Annotated in this window: 18 protein-coding genes, 1 tRNA gene and 1 other RNA gene; 8 read left to right on the top strand and 12 right to left on the bottom strand. The window is 37.2% G+C overall.

All coding sequences use genetic code 11. The annotated features are described in order from the left end of the window. Positions 1-3 precede the first annotated feature (3 nt). The 8 genes from HMPREF2607_RS00895 to rpmB form a co-directional block, all read right to left on the bottom strand. On the bottom strand, positions 4-504 hold the full coding sequence (locus tag HMPREF2607_RS00895) for a GNAT family N-acetyltransferase (RefSeq protein WP_070475388.1): 501 nt from the start codon (positions 502-504) through the stop codon (positions 4-6). Position 505: 1 nt separating this feature from the next. Beyond that, entirely contained in the window at positions 506-637 is a 132-nt protein-coding gene (locus tag HMPREF2607_RS10580; protein ID WP_002885877.1) for a hypothetical protein, read from the bottom strand. 89 nt (positions 638-726) lie between these two features. Next, positions 727-2,931, bottom strand: a complete 2,205-nt coding sequence (gene nrdD / locus HMPREF2607_RS00890; RefSeq protein ID WP_048790913.1) for an anaerobic ribonucleoside-triphosphate reductase — start codon at positions 2,929-2,931, stop codon at positions 727-729. A 98-nt stretch (positions 2,932-3,029) separates the two neighbouring features. Beyond that, positions 3,030-4,676: a hypothetical protein gene (locus tag HMPREF2607_RS00885; RefSeq protein WP_070475385.1), complete on the bottom strand. Its 1,647-nt coding sequence runs from the start codon at positions 4,674-4,676 to the stop codon at positions 3,030-3,032. Positions 4,677-4,888: 212 nt separating this feature from the next. Beyond that, a complete protein-coding gene (locus HMPREF2607_RS00880; RefSeq protein WP_002887079.1) occupies positions 4,889-5,194 on the bottom strand; it encodes a DUF1292 domain-containing protein in 306 nt (101 codons plus the stop codon). Positions 5,195-5,299: 105 nt separating this feature from the next. Beyond that, on the bottom strand, positions 5,300-5,719 hold the full coding sequence (ruvX, locus tag HMPREF2607_RS00875) for a Holliday junction resolvase RuvX (RefSeq protein ID WP_002885830.1): 420 nt from the start codon (positions 5,717-5,719) through the stop codon (positions 5,300-5,302). After that, positions 5,719-5,985 carry an IreB family regulatory phosphoprotein gene (locus HMPREF2607_RS00870; protein ID WP_002885737.1) on the bottom strand — a complete coding sequence of 89 codons (267 nt, stop codon included), beginning with the start codon at positions 5,983-5,985 and terminating at the stop codon, positions 5,719-5,721. Before HMPREF2607_RS00870 ends, ruvX begins: the two co-directional genes overlap by 1 nt. Before the next feature lie 126 nt (positions 5,986-6,111). Beyond that, the gene (gene rpmB / locus HMPREF2607_RS00865; protein WP_002885786.1) at positions 6,112-6,300 is read right to left on the bottom strand and encodes a 50S ribosomal protein L28; all 189 of its coding nucleotides are present in this window, start codon (positions 6,298-6,300) and stop codon (positions 6,112-6,114) included. A gap of 170 nt (positions 6,301-6,470) precedes the next feature. On the opposite strand from rpmB, the gene HMPREF2607_RS00860 reads away from it, so the two are divergent. From HMPREF2607_RS00860 to HMPREF2607_RS00850, 3 genes are all read left to right on the top strand, one after another. Further along, positions 6,471-7,739, top strand: a complete 1,269-nt coding sequence (locus HMPREF2607_RS00860) for a replication-associated recombination protein A (RefSeq protein ID WP_070475383.1) — start codon at positions 6,471-6,473, stop codon at positions 7,737-7,739. A gap of 86 nt (positions 7,740-7,825) precedes the next feature. After that, positions 7,826-8,021: non-coding RNA, 6S RNA (gene ssrS / locus HMPREF2607_RS00855), on the top strand. Continuing rightward, positions 8,022-8,094, top strand: a tRNA-Lys gene (locus HMPREF2607_RS00850). An 86-nt stretch (positions 8,095-8,180) separates the two neighbouring features. On the opposite strand, the gene HMPREF2607_RS00845 is transcribed toward HMPREF2607_RS00850, so the two are convergent. From HMPREF2607_RS00845 to HMPREF2607_RS10690, 4 genes are read right to left on the bottom strand one after another with little or no spacing between them, the layout of a single operon-like run. Further along, on the bottom strand, positions 8,181-9,320 hold the full coding sequence (locus HMPREF2607_RS00845) for a tyrosine-type recombinase/integrase (protein ID WP_070475381.1): 1,140 nt from the start codon (positions 9,318-9,320) through the stop codon (positions 8,181-8,183). A gap of 1 nt (position 9,321) precedes the next feature. After that, the gene (locus tag HMPREF2607_RS00840; protein ID WP_000369785.1) at positions 9,322-9,510 is read right to left on the bottom strand and encodes a DUF3173 domain-containing protein; all 189 of its coding nucleotides are present in this window, start codon (positions 9,508-9,510) and stop codon (positions 9,322-9,324) included. Between the two features lie 11 nt (positions 9,511-9,521). Next, entirely contained in the window at positions 9,522-10,499 is a 978-nt protein-coding gene (locus HMPREF2607_RS00835; protein WP_048788676.1) for a replication initiation protein, read from the bottom strand. 45 nt (positions 10,500-10,544) lie between these two features. Next, entirely contained in the window at positions 10,545-10,727 is a 183-nt protein-coding gene (locus tag HMPREF2607_RS10690) for a hypothetical protein (protein ID WP_311043116.1), read from the bottom strand. A gap of 208 nt (positions 10,728-10,935) precedes the next feature. On the opposite strand from HMPREF2607_RS10690, the gene HMPREF2607_RS00830 reads away from it, so the two are divergent. The 5 genes from HMPREF2607_RS00830 (at position 10,936) to HMPREF2607_RS00810 (ending at position 16,845) form a co-directional block, all read left to right on the top strand. Then, entirely contained in the window at positions 10,936-11,448 is a 513-nt protein-coding gene (locus HMPREF2607_RS00830) for a helix-turn-helix domain-containing protein (RefSeq protein ID WP_070475379.1), read from the top strand. Between the two features lie 318 nt (positions 11,449-11,766). Further along, on the top strand, positions 11,767-12,777 hold the full coding sequence (locus HMPREF2607_RS00825; protein ID WP_014635149.1) for a YeiH family protein: 1,011 nt from the start codon (positions 11,767-11,769) through the stop codon (positions 12,775-12,777). Between the two features lie 347 nt (positions 12,778-13,124). Next, positions 13,125-14,270, top strand: a complete 1,146-nt coding sequence (locus HMPREF2607_RS00820) for a low temperature requirement protein A (RefSeq protein ID WP_014635148.1) — start codon at positions 13,125-13,127, stop codon at positions 14,268-14,270. A 511-nt stretch (positions 14,271-14,781) separates the two neighbouring features. Next, positions 14,782-15,288: a DNA topology modulation protein gene (locus HMPREF2607_RS00815; protein ID WP_064523571.1), complete on the top strand. Its 507-nt coding sequence runs from the start codon at positions 14,782-14,784 to the stop codon at positions 15,286-15,288. A 264-nt stretch (positions 15,289-15,552) separates the two neighbouring features. After that, on the top strand, positions 15,553-16,845 hold the full coding sequence (locus tag HMPREF2607_RS00810; RefSeq protein ID WP_014632520.1) for an adenylosuccinate synthase: 1,293 nt from the start codon (positions 15,553-15,555) through the stop codon (positions 16,843-16,845). Positions 16,846-17,076 lie beyond the last annotated feature (231 nt).

Raw genomic sequence — 17,076 nt, 5'->3', positions numbered from 1 at the left:
ATTCTACTCCAAATCTATCCAATAGCGCTCAGTTTCATGGCGAATGTCCTCCAACTGGCCACCGTTGGCTAATATAACAGCTCGACTAGCAGGATTCTTGATACTACAAGTGACCAGAGCACGATGAATATTCTTGTCTTTAGCTACTTGTAAGCCTTGACGGAGTGATTCTTTCGCATAACCCTTTCCTCGTTTGGATGGACGGCTAGAGTAGCCAATATGGCCCCCTTTTTCTAGTAAGTAGTCATTTAATCGGAGACGAAGGTTGAGGAAACCAAGAGCATGATCCGCTTCGTCAAAACTAACCAGCTGGATAGCAGGAACCCAGTTTTCAGGAATATTGAGTCCCGCTTCCGCTTGAATATTTTCTTCCAGCCACTCTTCATAAACAAAATTGTCGGGGTTCCAAAATCCACCATCATGAGCAGATTGCTCCCTTTCAAATTCAGCCATCATCTCTAAGATAGCTTCTTTATCTATTTGACTCGGTCGGCGTAAAATCATATTATTTCTTCTTTCCAGCTTTTTTCAAAAGGGCTTGGACACGTGCTTTTTTATCGTTTTTGACGGTTGCATTTTTTTCATGGTAACGTTCCACTTGTTGCATACCTTTATAATCTAATTGATACTTTCCCATTATATTCCTTTCTAAAAATGAAATAAGCAAAGCAGTTGGAAGGTATCATCCAGCTGCTTCTAGTTCATTATAATGTATTCTAGGTCTTATTAAAGGTGTTTACCTTCATATTTTATGGTTGAACCGTTCATGTGTTTGACTCGAGCAGAGATTTCTTTGTGGCGTCCTTTAACCATTGGGCGTGCCTGTGGATTTCCTAGATAGCCGCAAGTACGTTTGACAACATCAACTGTTTTAGGATCTGTGTTGCCACAGTTAGGGCACATGAATCCACGTTCTGTTGGGGTGAAGTCTCCTTCAAAATCACACTTGTAGCATTTATCAATTGGAGTATTCGTTCCGAGGTAACCGACACGGTCATAAGCAAAGTCCCAGACAGCTTCGAGTGCCTTTGGATTTTGCTGGAGGACTGGATATTCGCAGTAATGGATGAATCCACCAGTTGCGCCAGCTTCTGGGTAAGCTTTTTCGAATTCTAATTTTTCAAATGGTGTTGGATTTTTACGAACATCGTAGTGGAAAGAGTTGGTGTAATATTCTTTATCTGTGATATCAGTCACGACACCGAACTTTTCAGTATCCAAACGACAGAAACGATCCGTTAAACTCTCTGATGGTGTTGAATAAACAGAGAAATGATAATCATATTCGTCAGACCAACTTTCACAAGCATTTTTCATAGATTTAACGATATCTAACGTGAACGCTTTGGCTTCTGGATTAGTCTCCCAGTCACTACCATAAAAAACAGATGCTACTTCGTAAAGCCCAATATAACCAAGTGATACGGTTGCACGACGATGTTTGAAGAGTTGATCTACATTGTCGAATTTACCCAGACGTTGGCCAAAGGCCCCGTACTGATAAAGAATAGGTGCATTAGCAGGTGTAGCTTCTTTGACACGTTCAACTCGGTAGATGAGTGCATCTTTGGCAATTCCCATTCTTTCTTCAAAAATTTCCCAAAATTTATCTTGGTCTCCCTTAGATTCTAGGGCAATTCGAGGAAGATTAAGGGTTACAACACCCAGATTCATTCGTCCAGAATTAACTTCAATACCATTTTCATCCTTCCACCCTTGTAGGAAGGAACGACATCCCATAGGAGCTTTAAAGGAACCTGTCAATTCAACGATTTTGTCATATGACAAGACATCTGGATACATACGCTTTGTTGCACATTCAAGAGCTAGTTGCTTAATATCGTAGTTAGGTGAGCTAGGCTCTAAGTTGAGTCCACGTTTTAAGGTAAAAATGAGTTTAGGGAAAATGGCAGTACGGTGTTCGGAGCCAAGTCCTAAAATACGAACTTGTAGGATAGCCTTTTGGATTTCACGCTCAAACCAGTTTGTCCCTAAACCGAAACCGAGAGAGGTAAAGGGAGTTTGTCCATTCGAAGTGAAAAGCGTATTAATCTCGTATTCAAGAGATTGCATAGCATCGTAGATATCTTTACGCGTTTTGGCGCGTGCATAGTCTTCACGTTTTTCTTCAGCTACCCACTCTTTAGCATCAGCTAAGTGTTTTTTGTAGTTAAGTTCTGCGTAAGGAGCTAAAAACTCATCGATACGGTCTGCAGTACAGCCACCATATTGACTAGAGGCAACATTTGCGATGATTTGTGAAATTTGTGCTGTTGCAGTTTGAATGGATTTAGGACTCTCAACTTCAGCGTTACCAATTTTAAAACCATTTGCCAACATGCCTTTGAAGTCAATCAAACAACAGTTGGTCATAGGTGTGTAAGGGCTGTAGTCTAAATCGTGGAAATGGATATCTCCCTTTTGATGAGCATTTGCTACGTGTGGAGGAAGCATCTTAAGTCCTACAGATTTTCCGACAATTCCTGCGGTTAAATCACGTTGCGTATTGTAAAGATCGCTATCTTTATTAGCATTTTCATGAACAACAGCCTGGTCTTTATTAACAAGTTTACTAATGGTGAAATTGATGTCAGTAGCCTGAGAACGCTCAAAATCACGTTTGGTACGATAGTTGATATATTCTTGAGCGATAGCATATTCGTTAGCTTCGAGTAACTCGTGCTCTACTATGCTTTGGATTTCATATATTTTGATATTTTGAGTGAAGCGGTCATTGATTTCAGCAACAATACGGTTGGCAATTCCCTCCAACTTTGCTTCAATCAAGGGTGTGATAGGTGTAATAGCCTCACTTGCTTTTAGGATAGCCTCATATATTTTACTTGAATCAAAGACAACCATACGACCATCACGTTTGATGACTTTGATATCAGGGTTGATTGTAACCTTTTCTTTTTCTAATGTAATCATCTAAAAATCACCTCGTTACTAATTATAGCACTAGGCAAAAAAAAATCAATATATTGTGGTATATTTTTATCTTAACCACTATATATTGATTTTTCGACCTATTTTAGGACGTAAACAGTGTATCGTTCAACGCCTTTTACAGGGGCTTTTTTATAGTTTTTTGAAAGTGTAGATTTAACATCAGAAGGTAGTTGTGTATCTTGTTGGACAACGATATATTGTGCTGAATCTTGGATAATAGTATCTGATAGAGCTTTCTGATAACTAGATTTAGCTGTGTTAAGTTCTGGAAGAACAAATTGTGAGGCTGCTTTACGACTGCTTTCCAAATAAATTTTTGCTGATGAATCGTAAACGTAGATAGTTTCATCTTTTTTGGTATTTTTAGCGAGGTAATTTGCAACAGTACTACGTTCAGTATTATTTCCTAAATTAAATAGGAACATAATGATTGGCATCGCGAAAGCAAATGCAAAGACTGCAATAGGTAAGAAGTAATTACGACTAAGGAAGATACCAAAAACTTTAAGTGTGTGAATCTGGTTACCATTACGACGTCGGTGAGAAGTTCGCTCTGCTCTCTTTTTAATAGCATCATCTAAAGAAAGTGCTGTCAAGACTAGACTATAAGGTACGATGTTGAGAATACTGTAAAGTCCAAAACTTTGAGAGAACAAGCTGTAAACCACTGTAAAGATAAAACTAAGGAGTAGTACCCACTTAATGCTCTTATCTTTAGCATCGCCAAGAAGGTGGTTGCTTGTAGTCAGTGCACCAATAAGTAATCCAGAGCCTATAACAGCAAAACTTTGGTAAGCTAACGTAAGTAGAAAGTCATTTTTTTCTACAGCAAGTTGTGTAAAGTTGTAAACCAAAACTTGGTTAATATAGTCCGATGTAATTTGTAAATTTAGGATAAAGTAAAGACATAGATACAATACTAGAATGTTACCAAAAATAATACAAAGAACTTGATAAAAACCACGAGCAAAGTGCTTGTTGACAAGGTTGTAAACGAAGATTGTCACAAGTGACAATATCCAGAAAATAAGAGTTCGAGCTTCAAAGAGAGCCCCCGCAGTGCCAGCGAAGCCGTAAAGAATAAAGGCTTCATCACGACTGTGACCCGCAAAGTAACGAGTTAAGAAGAAGATAGCACCTAGGACAAAAGGCATAGCAAATTGGATAGGGTAGAGCCCACCAAAACCAAGTGTTCCATTAGTGACATAGAAAATAATACTAATTAGAGTGGCAATTTCCTTCTTGTTTGTCATGTGCATGACAGTCTTGTAAAGGTAACTTCCAGAAAGATAGTAGGTAAGGAATTGTATAGGAATTAGCCAAAGAGTAGATCCTAAACGGAAAGCCAGAGAAACCAGTAAGTAATAAAAGAATCCACCTGTCGCAAAAAAGTCAGAGTAAGGTAAGCTACCATTGGCAAACATTTTTGCAATGTAAAGGTTTTGAGACTGTATATTATTGGCAAAGTCTGTAAAGCAGGGAACTGATATACTAAAAATACTCAAAATCAAACTGAGAATCAGGATATGACCTTTATGCTTCCATGGAAGTGAAATCTTAGTTTTTTTCTCTATTTGAGACGAATTTGATTCTTCTGTATGTCCCTGAATTGTCACTTCAATCTTTTCGGATTGATTATCTTGTGTATGAGAGCGATGGTGGCTTCGATGATAACCTTGGTAGCCACTTGAATCTAAAGTATTGTCTTCGTTGTATGGACTCACAATTAAACTCCTTTGTTGACATTTGGAAAGTTATAAATAAAAGGGTCTTATCCCCTAATTGTCTTATTTAAAGTATATCAGATAATACCATTTAGTCAATTTTCCTCTAATTTCTTACATTTAAGAAAAAAATATCTAAAAAAGAGACTGAGATACAATATCTCAATCTCTTTTTAAAAAGTCATTTCTTTGCCTATGGCATTAATTATTTTTTAGTTTTCATCGATGAAGCTATTGAAAACTTCTTCAATCATATCCCATTCAGCATCTGAATCTTCAGGAATTGGTTGAAGGTCGCCTTCAGTACCGTCTTCATTTTCAGTGAATGAGTATGCTTGGATTTCAATTTCTCCATTAGCATCTTCTTCAGCACCAGCTGGTACCAAAAGAACATAGTTTTTACCAAATTCTTCGCGTCCATCAATAGTCAACAAGATTTCAAAAAGTGTTTCATTTCCTTGTTCGTCTACTAAAGTGATGACTTCATGATCATGGTTGTGGTCGTGATTGTGTGACATATTGTTCTCCTTTTTGTAGAGAGCACTGAATAGTGAGGAAATCTAGTATATTGCTTGGCAGTTTACTAGATTGTCACTTGACTATTAGGTCTCTATTACACTTTCTTAAAACATTCGATCGAGGTAGTTTTGTAGAATAAGTTGGGCAGCTAATTTATCAATAACTTTTTTACGTTTACCACGGCTGATATCTGCTTGTTCAACCAACATACGCTCGGCTTGAACAGTTGTCAAGCGTTCGTCTTGGTAATCTACAGGAATTCCAAAGATTTCCTTGATTTTGTCACCATAGGCTTTGCTTGCCTCAACACGTGGTCCTTCAGTATTATTCATATTTTTAGGAAGACCAACAACAAATTTTTCTACCTTATATTCTTTAACGAGCTCGCCTAGTCGGTCGAAACCAAACTCTTCAGCCTCCTCGTCAATTTTGATAATTTCAACGCCTTGGGCTGTAAAACCGAGGGGATCACTAATCGCAACTCCTACTGTTTTTGAGCCAACATCAAGTCCCATTACTCGCATTAGAGGTCAATTCCATTTCCTTTAAGATAATAGCGAACGAGTTCTTCAACGATTTCATCACGTTCGTATTTACGAATCTGGTTACGGGCGTCATTATAACGCGGAACATAAGCAGGGTCACCGCTCAGAACATAACCGACGATTTGGTTGATAGGATTGTAACCTTTCTCAGCCAACGAACGGTAAACATTTGTCAAAGTATTACTGATTTCATCTTTGCTACCGTCGTCTAGGTTGAAACGAACAGTTTCATCTGTAAATCCCATACTGACACCTTCTTTCTATAAGAATTATCTGTTAGTTCTTTATTATAACATAAGTATAGCCAAAAGGGAAAGACGATGAACAAAAAAAGAGATGACTAAAGTCATCTCTCTTAATATCCAATAAGATTAAACGCGTTCAACTTTACCAGATTTAAGCGCACGAGCTGAAGCCCAAACTTTTTTAGGTTTACCATCAACAAGGATAGTAACTTTTTGAAGGTTAGGTTTAACGGCACGTTTAGTTTTGTTCATAGCGTGTGAACGGTTGTTTCCAGAAACAGTTTTACGTCCTGTAAAGTAACATACTTTAGCCATTTCGTGTTTTCCTCCTAGGTAGAATTTATTACGGATGTGCTAGCACCACATACCAAAACATTCTATCATAAGAATTTAGGTTTGACAAGAACTATTTATAATTTCTTTTTATAACAAAATAGTATATGCTTATTATAATAAGAAAAAAATCAGTTAAAAAAGGAGAGAAGATGCCAGATAATCTTGCTCTACGCATGCGTCCACGTACAATTTCAGAGGTGATTGGTCAGAAGCATTTGGTTGGTGAAGGTAAAATTATTCGCCGTATGGTAGAAGCGAATATGCTGTCGTCAATGATTCTCTACGGACCACCAGGAATCGGGAAGACCTCAATAGCTAGTGCTATTGCAGGAACAACAAAATTTGCTTTTAGAACCTTTAATGCTACTGTTGATAGCAAGAAACGCCTGCAGGAAATTGCGGAAGAGGCTAAATTTTCAGGTGGCTTAGTGCTGCTTCTAGATGAGATTCATCGTTTGGATAAAGCTAAACAAGACTTTTTATTGCCACTCTTAGAGAATGGCAATATTATCATGATTGGGGCTACAACGGAGAATCCGTTTTTTTCTGTCACACCAGCCATCCGTAGTCGTGTACAAATATTTGAGTTGGAACCACTCTCTAATGAGGATATTAAGGAAGCTATCCTAGGGGTTCTAGAGGATAAGGAGCGTGGCTTTGACTTTGATGTTAAGTTAGATGAGGATGCTCTAGATTTTATTGCTACGGCTACTAATGGTGATTTACGTTCGGCTTATAATTCCTTAGATTTAGCTGTCATGTCGACGCTAGCTTCAGAAGATGGGCTTCGCCATATTACTTTAGATACAGTGGAAAATAGTTTACAACGTAGCTATATCACCATGGATAAAGACGGTGATGGACACTATGATGTACTTTCTGCTTTGCAAAAATCTATTCGAGGCTCTGATGTTAATGCCAGTCTTCACTATGCAGCACGTTTGGTTGAAGCAGGAGATCTCCCTAGTCTAGCACGACGCTTGACTGTGATTGCGTACGAGGATATTGGTTTAGCTAATCCTGATGCGCAAGTTCACACGGTTACAGCTTTGGAAGCTGCACAGAAAGTAGGTTTCCCAGAGGCGCGAATTTTGATTGCCAATGTAGTTGTTGACTTAGCTTTATCTCCTAAGTCGAATTCGGCTTATATGGCTATGGATGCTGCCTTGGCAGACCTTAGAAAATCAGGAAATTTACCGATTCCTCGTCATTTGAGAGATGGACACTATGCTGGAAGCAAGGAACTGGGCAATGCACAAGATTACAAGTATCCCCATGCTTATCCTGAAAAGTGGGTCAAACAACAATATCTTCCGGATAAATTAAGAGGTGTGAATTATTTCCAACCCAATGAAACCGGGAAATATGAAAGAGCTCTTGGAGCTAATAAAGAACGGATCGATAAGTTATCTAGGTAATACGAGAGGAATCAACGAAAACGATTGCAAAAAAATTGATTTTTCCTCTTGCAATAATTTTCAAAAGTGGTATTATAAAAACATAGAAATTGCTGTGGTATACGAATCCACATATAAGTGTTGACCGACTAATTTTTGTATTATCGGGAGACAGAGGTCTATTAACAGTGTGCAGGCTGGCTCACCCAGAAGCAACTGAAGTTAGTAGCGAGTCGCCCACCTGCTTTTTTACGTCGCGGGTTCAATACAAACCGTGGATCATCGGTACCAATACAGCATCCAGCCTCCTTAGCTCAGTTGGTAGAGCAGTGGACTCTTAATCCATGGGTCACAGGTTCGAGCCCTGTAGGGGGCATAGAAATACAGAAGAAAAAGCCTTGATTTAAAAGGCTTTTTTGCTTGTCTATAACTGATTTGCCCCATCATTTGCCCCATATTTTTTTATGAGCAATCTTTCCAGACATCTTTGATTTGATTAAATTCCTCAAAAATTTTCTCCTCTAAAGTGTGTCCATATACTTCTACTAACATTGAAATATCTCTATGCCCTAGAATTTTTGCAATAACCCCAAGGTCAAATCCTTTGTGCCAGAGGTAACTTCCATAGGTATGACGTGCTCCTTTTGTCGTGATAATTGGATAAATATCTAATTCATTTAAAAGAACACTCAAAGCTTTATTGACACTAGCAATATCTGGTACCATATGAATATATCCATAATGCTGAAAAATCATTTTATACCTGTTCTTGACACCTAGCTCTTTATTAGCCTTCTCTTGTTCAATTTTTAGGACTTGTAATATCTTAATACATTCTTCGTCTATCGGTACCATACGAATAGACGTTTTGTTTTTTGGAGGGACAAATTTATGAGAAAGGGTATTAAACCTTCTATATGTTTTTAACAGTCCTCTGTCAAAGTCAACTTCATTCCAAGTTAACGCTATTAACTCTCCAAACCTCATCCCTGTTTTTAATAGAAAATAGACGATATAAGGAACAATTGATCGTTGGTAATCAAATTTTCTCTTTACTGCTAAAAGTAAATCCAGATAGTCCTTTTCTGTATGCAAATATTTCTCTTCGGTCATCTGTTGTTCTTTGGATGAAAATAACTCGACATGTTGTGTAAAATCATCTATTAGAACTTTGTCGGCAATTGCCATTTGGATGCTCTGATGGATTCCAGTATTCAATCTACCAAGAAAATTTCTACCAACTGTTTGCCCATACTTATTCATTATTCTTTGGTATTCACTCGCACGAATTTGAGTGACTTTTTTATTTCCAAATAATCTTTCAATTGTGTTTTTACGGAGAAGATATTTTTTCTTTGTCTCTTCCGACCTGCTACTCGGTAGAATTTTTAGTTCAAGCCATTCTTGATATAGATCTACAAGAGAAATATCTCTAGAAATTCTTTTCCCTAAACGAAGTTCTTGCAGAATCGGTTCAGCTTCTGACTCTGCAAGCTTTTTTGTTTTAAAACCGCTATTATGAGCAACAGTCTTTCCTTCGTTACGAATTTCATAGGTCCATAAGTTGCTATCTCCTCGCTTTCGATAACGAACACTTGCCATATTACGCCACCTCTGTTCCTAGAATCTCATTTACAACACTTTTTGGAACAACCATCAAACGTTTGCGATTATAAAATGTATAGCCTCGTGATACAAGTAATTCTCTTGCCTGATGAATGATATCATTCGCTGTATGAGGGCGATAGCCCATTTCAATTAATTCTTTGTTACTAATTAAATTATTGTCCATAGTTATCCTCCTTATTTATTTTCTAAATTCAGAAACTCACCTACAAGTAGTTGTAATTCTGTATTTAATTTAGGGAGATTCTGTATTAATACTTCTTTTAATTCTTCCGCAAATTGGTTCGTTTCTTCTCTCAATAGTTTGCGGACTCTTGTTTTTTTCTTTTTGATGCTGTCTGATTTTAAATTTGGAAAAGCCAATGATAACAGTTCAGGATTGTTGAGAAAGATAATTGTAAATGCTCTTTGCTCTACTCGAATATGTTCTAGCTTATAAAATCCGAAATTATCAAGTCGATTCATAATATCTTGGACCATCTCCTCACCAATCGCTTTGGTTCTGAGTTGGAACTCCAGTCTCCACCAAAACGGATTTACAGCCAAATCTAGCTTCTCTTCGCGCTTGTGAGCAATGATTTCTTTATTCTTATCATATAACCTAACTTGTACATTACTACCGTTAGAACCCCAATATTTCGTCTCTAATTCGCCCCCTCGACCATAGAAGACCTTATGGGTAACACCACCTTTAATATGTTGCAAATTAACGATATCAGGCCTGTTGAAAATGTCAAATGCTAAATCAAAACGAGACAAACGTACCATCAATGAATTCAATCTGGCAAAATACATTAATTGCCTCCATACTTTCATTCCATCAAATTCTTTTAAAGTATTAGGATTGAAATCAATTCGAATTAATTGTTCACCTCCATAAGTGGATAATTGAAAAAATATAATATTGATCGAATCATACTCATTAAAAACTTTAGCTAAAGTAAAGACATCATCTCGAACATTATCATATATTTCAAATGAGTCAACTTTTGTACTTATTGCCTGTTTCAGATTTTTGAAAATTCGTCTTAGGGAACCAGTGTCTGTATCCCAGATAACCGTTAATCTATCAATACTGACATCTAACCTCTGTACTAATTCTCCTATTTCACATCGTTCTTGAATGCTTCTTAAATCTTGTATAGAAACCAACAAAATTGTCCCCCCTTCTTTTAGATTTTTTAGGTCTCAGAAACACTGTCAAATCAACGTTTGCTCGTTCCGTCGTTCTTTGGACGTTGTCCTAAGTGTCCCTTTTTGCTGGCTGTTAGAATAGCCAGCTTTTGCTTGGCTAGAAATTGTCTGGACGGCAGTCTTCGGGACTTCGCCTGACTTCCCGTCAGGCTCGTCCTTTGCCCTTGTCCACACAATTTCTAGCACCAAGGCTTCGAATAGTCATAAGTCATAGTCTCGTCTTCAACTTCCTCCTCACTCACTATTCCTAAACTTATGAACTATTTTGTATCATTTATAACTTATTTACAAGTTATAAATATATTTTATAAAAATTATTTTGGGTAGTCAACTAAAAACTTGATTTGTAAGTTTATAGGTGATAGAATAAGTTAAAAATAAAACACAGGAGTTTATCATGACCTTTATTATTCAAAATTTTGGACCCAATTTGGCACGACTACGCATAGAAAAAGGAGTAAGTCAAACTCAACTTGCAGAAGATTTAGGAATCGGTAAACAGTCCGTCTCTGACTACGAAAAACAAAAAAGCTATCCTACCTTTGCAAATTTAGATAAGATAGCAGAATATTTTGATGCAACTCCAACCCAACTATTTGGAACTAGTAAAGAGATTGAATTAGAAAAGAGTGTTCTTGAATCGAATGAATACTCTGATAAAGTAAGTGAAATTTTAAAAGCTGTCAAATACATCGAACATTTCCTACATACTGATGGACAGCACTTAGAGGATTTACTTTATCTAACAAAAGGCAACCAACTATACACAGAAGATGGAGATGAGTTGTATATTGATCCAACTTCTCAGAAAAGAACATTTCATACTCAATATGAACCTGGTTTTATTGTAGCAAGAGAAAAATCTCCACTAGAACTCTTGATTGAAAATAAGGAATTGTTTGATAAATAGAAAAAAGCGAGGATATGTACTGATCCCAAAAGTTAGATTTTCTCTGTCTAACTTTTGGGGTGCAGTACATTTTCAACTCTCTTATTTATTTTCTTATCTCACATAATTACTTCACATATCCAGGCTCATCAAATTCATTTTTTTTTCAATAACATATGCCACATTTGCATCCTTATTGGTCAAAGAACATATATCTATTGAACTACAAAAGCTCTCTGACCGCAAAATTCCGTTAATTTACAACCTTATTCCTACTTTCTATTTTACTTTTCTGACAGATAAGATTATAATAAGAAGTATTTATTTTCGGAGGTTTTTATGTCATTTCTATCAAAAAATTGGGCAGGACTGTTAGCCTGTCTTATCATTTCTATCATCTCTTGGGTTTTAGGAGGCTTTCTGCCTGTTGTGGGAGCACCTGTTTTCGCCATTTTTATCGGAATGATTCTCTACCCCTTTCTCACTCCCTATAAACAACTGGATGCTGGTTTGACTTATAGCTCCAAAAAATTGCTTCAGTATGCTGTTATCTTGCTTGGGTTTGGACTCAATATCTCACAAGTTTTCGCAGTTGGAAAATCTTCCCTTCCTGTCATCCTCTCGACTATTTCTATCGCTTTAATTATTGCTTTCTTTTTCCAACGATTTTTTAACATGGATACAAAGCTAGCTACCTTGATTGGGGTAGGCTCTTCTATCTGTGGCGGTTCTGCCATTGCAGCGACTGCTCCTGTTATTCACGCCAAGGAAAAAGAAGTAGCCCAAGCCATTTCTGTTATCTTTTTCTTCAATGTCTTGGCAGCTCTTATCTTTCCAACTCTAGGTTCTTGGCTCCATCTCTCCAACGAAGGTTTTGCTCTCTTTGCGGGTACTGCGGTCAACGATACTTCCTCTGTAACAGCCACAGCTAGCTCCTGGGATAGTCTGTATCATACCAATACTCTAGAATCTGCAACCATTGTCAAACTGACTCGTACCTTAGCTATTATCCCTATTACTCTCTTCCTCTCCTATTGGCAAAGCCGTCAACAAGACAACAACCAAGGAGTAAAGCTTAAAAAAATCTTCCCCGTTTTCATTCTCTACTTCATCCTAGCTTCTCTGCTAACTACCGTCCTTACTTCTTTTGGTGTTAGCAATAGCTTCTTTTCACCTCTCAAACAGCTCTCCAAATTCCTCATCATCATGGCTATGAGTGCTATTGGTCTCAAAACTAACCTCGTTGCTATGATCAAATCCAGTGGAAAATCCATTCTTCTTGGAGCCCTTTGCTGGATCGCTATCATCCTGACTAGTCTTGGCATGCAATTACTCATCGGTATTTTCTAAGAAAAAAGGGAGCCTAAAGGCTACCTCAGAACGTAGACAAACGTCATTTTTGGCGTTTGTCTTTTTGTATCTTCAAAGATATTTTGTCTTATCATCTACTATTCCATCCAAAAATCTGATTTAAAGCAAAATAAAAAGGGATATTCCCTATCCATTTCGATAATTTTTTCATTACCCATTCTTCATTATCAATCATCAAACACTCTGCCTGTGAGTTGGTACATGAGGTAAATGTGCTCCAAGGTTTTGACAATTCGCGTCACATGAAGTTATTTAAGCATCTCCTTTTCTCTCATTACCATTTTCTGTTATAATAAATTGTACTTCTAGAATAGAAAGGTCTTAAGATGGCAACTCTTATTAAGCATAAACGTGTAGAATTTTCAGAACTATTTTATGACCTAGTGTTTGTTTTTGCAATTTCAAAAGCAACTGCTTTAATTCACCCTATTCATAACGGTGTTTTGGCTTGGGACTCTTTACTTGATTTCTTCATCTCTGTCATGGTTATCATCAATTCCTGGATGATTCAAACCATTTATACCAATCGCTATGGAACAAACTCGTTATTTAACATGGTAATCATGTTTATCAACATGGGACTTATGCTCTTTATATCCAATATGATTGGATACAATTGGCAACAATGGTACTATCATACCTGTTGGGCTGTTGGCACATTAACCCTTACCTTATTTTTTCAATATTTGGTTCAGTTTTTTAGAGGATCAACCGATAGTGCTGATCGGGAAAGTATCAAAGGTTTTCTATGGTTGACAGGTCTACAAAGCTTAGGAGTCTATCTGGCAGCTCTTTTTCCTATTTACGTTGGAGTCTATATCTTTATTGCTAGTATTCTGCTAACATTTATTGTGCCAATTTTCTTGATTACTAAAGATGAGCATTTCCAAGTAAATCTTCCCCATTTAATCGAGCGCGTCTCCCTTCTTGTCATTATTACGTTTGGAGAGATGGTTATTGGGCTAGTTAACTTCTTTACAGTTGAGAATTTCTCGATATATTCGGTTCTTAATTTCGTTATCATGCTTTCTCTGTTCTTGTTTTATTTTGGTGAATTTGACCATGCTATTGACGAAGGATCCAATCAAAAGGGATTATTTATAATTTATAGTCACTATCCTATTTTCATTGGGCTTATGTTGATGACAGTTTCGATGGGTTTTCTTCTGAATCCTGAGGCTAATCTTCTCGTTGCAATCAGCTTCTTTTATATCGGAATTGGCCTCTTCCAAGCTGCTGTCCTAGCAAATGGGCCCTATAACAAAAACTATCTTCGCTATTCGAAAAGTTACTACTGTGCTCAAGCGACACTCTATCTGGCTGCCTTGATTCTCTCTTTGGTTTTCGCTTCGAATCCTACAATAGTGCTGAGTATTGCAACCATCTTCGCTCTAGCTATAGCCATTCATTTTATTTATTTTTATGTGACACAGAATAAAAAATATTCCAAATCTAACTGGGGGTTCTTTTAATGAGTTTATAACATAAAAAAGCTTTGGGAACCAAGGCTTTATATGATATCAATCACCGACCACGAAAATGTTTAGCTTACAGAACTGCTAGTGAAGCTCTAGAGGATGAGTTCGAGTAAATGTTGCACTTATTCTTGCAATTTATCATTTACTTGATGCACGAACTCGATATTTTTTTCGTTAATTTGTTTTTGCCCCACTTTTGCCCCATTTTTAAATCCTGACATTGAAAATACCTAAAAGTATTTCCCTAAAATCAGCTATATTTCAACATTTTTGTTTATTTTCAATATGAAAAGTTCTTACAAATTCATGTAGGGGGCATCTTAATATCGGGAAGAGACTTGCTTATAAGTCTCTTTTTATTTTTCTAAGAAAGAACTCACTTTAAACAGAACTTTACGTGCTTGTTTGTCCAAACGAGAGTTGTTCCAAATGATAATTCCTTCTAAGATATATGCTTTGTGTTATGATATTAGTCAGGAAACAGAATTGAAAAAGGAGACCTGTGTTGAAAATTGCAATCATTGGCTATAGCGGCTCTGGAAAGTCTACTTTGGCAAACTTTTTAGGTCAACACTACAATTGTGAGGTTCTTCATTTAGATAAAATTCATTTCACATCAAATTGGCAAGAGCGAACAGTTGATGAAATGACTGACGATATATCAACATTTATGCTACAACGTGATTGGATTATTGAAGGGAATTACTCGGCCTGTCTTTATGAAGAACGGATGAGGGAAGCTGACTGTATTGTCTATTTCAACTTTAACAGAGTTAATTGTCTCTATCGGGCATTTAGGCGCTATTTAACATATAGGGGAAAGACACGTCCTAGCATGGCAGAAGGCTGTAATGAAAAATTTGATTTTGCATTTGTGAAATGGATTTTATTAGACGGACGTTCCAAAAAATATGTCGAGCAATATCATACAGTTGTTAAAAATTATTCTGACAAGACGACTGTTTTAAAGAATCAAAGGCAGTTAAATCATTATATGAGGCAGGTTAAATAGCTAGTAGAATTATTTGGTCATAAAATAGCTGGTAGTTCTATATAAGATGTAAGGATAAAAAAGAGATTGTAAATAACGAGTTGCAATCTTAGCTATAACTGTCAGAATATTTTGTAAGAAGCGCTTTCAACGTTGAACAAATAGCCTTTTTTCTGCTATAATAAACTGTAACGCAAAACTTGTGGGTGAAATTCCCACCGTGAAGTTTTTCAAGAAAGGTGGGGACAGCCTCGTAAAGGTGGAGCTGTCCGTTATCAAAATAATATGACATCAGTAGTTGTTGTGGGTACCCAGTGGGGTGATGAAGGTAAAGGGAAAATTACAGATTTCCTAAGTCAAGATGCCGAAGTGATCGCACGTTATCAAGGTGGAGACAATGCAGGTCACACGATTGTTATCGATGGTAAGAAATTTAAATTGCACTTGATTCCATCAGGTATTTTCTTCCCAGAGAAAATCTCTGTTATCGGGAATGGTGTAGTGGTCAATCCTAAATCACTTGTCAAAGAGTTGGAATATCTTCATGCCGAAGGCGTGTCAACAGAGAGCCTTCGTATTTCTGACCGTGCGCACGTTATCTTGCCGTACCACATTAAACTTGATCAACTGCAAGAAGCTGCTAAAGGTGATAATAAGATTGGTACAACTAACAAAGGTATTGGGCCTGCCTATATGGATAAGGCTGCGCGTGTAGGTATCCGTATTGCAGACCTTTTGGACAAAGAAATTTTTGCTGATCGTTTGAAAACGAACTTAGCTGAGAAAAACCGTCTTTTCAGTAAGATGTATGAAGCTGAAGAATTATCATTCGATGAGATTTTTGAAGAATACTACGCTTACGGACAACAAATTAAGCAATATGTCACAGATACATCCGTTATCTTGAATGATGCTCTTGATGCAGGTAAACGTGTCCTCTTTGAAGGAGCTCAAGGGGTTATGCTTGATATTGACCAAGGTACTTACCCATTTGTAACGTCATCAAACCCAGTTGCGGGTGGTGTTACAATCGGTTCTGGTGTTGGTCCATCTAAAATTAATAAGGTAGTTGGTGTATGTAAGGCCTATACGAGTCGTGTTGGTGATGGTCCTTTCCCAACTGAGTTATTTGATGAAGTGGGTGAACGCATCCGTGAAGTTGGTCATGAATATGGAACAACAACTGGACGTCCACGTCGTGTAGGATGGTTTGACTCAGTGGTGATGCGCCATAGCCGTCGTGTATCAGGTATCACAAACCTCAGCTTGAACTGTATCGATGTTCTCTCAGGTCTTGACACTGTAAAAATTTGTGTAGCTTATGACCTTGATGGTGAGCGTATTGATCACTACCCAGCTAGTCTTGAGCAACTGAAACGCTGTAAACCAATCTATGAAGAATTGCCAGGTTGGGAAGAAGACATCACAGGTTGCCGTAGTTTAGATGAGCTTCCTGAAAATGCTCGTAATTATGTTCGTCGTGTTGGTGAATTGGTAGGTGTACGTATCTCTACTTTCTCTGTAGGACCAGGACGTGAACAAACAAACATCCTTGAAAGTGTTTGGTCAAATATCTAAAGCCAACAAAAAGAGAATCTAGGAAACTAGGTTCTCTTTTCTCACGCCTTAAATATATAGATTAATAGGAATATTGCAACTGTTAAAAAAGGTTACTAATTTTTCGATATGATTAGGAAAGAAACCTTTCTATTTGATTAGTTTTTCGGTATAATATGGATTGATTAAATGAAAATTAATGAGAACCTACTTTCATGATTTAAAAGTGTGTTCATAATTTTGACGAAGAAA

The organism is Streptococcus sp. HMSC078H03 (assembly GCF_001808655.1).
Classification (GTDB): Bacteria; Bacillota; Bacilli; order Lactobacillales; family Streptococcaceae; genus Streptococcus; species Streptococcus salivarius_G.
The sequence above is the reverse complement of the archived record's forward strand: the minus strand, read 5'-3'. Positions and strand labels throughout refer to the sequence as shown.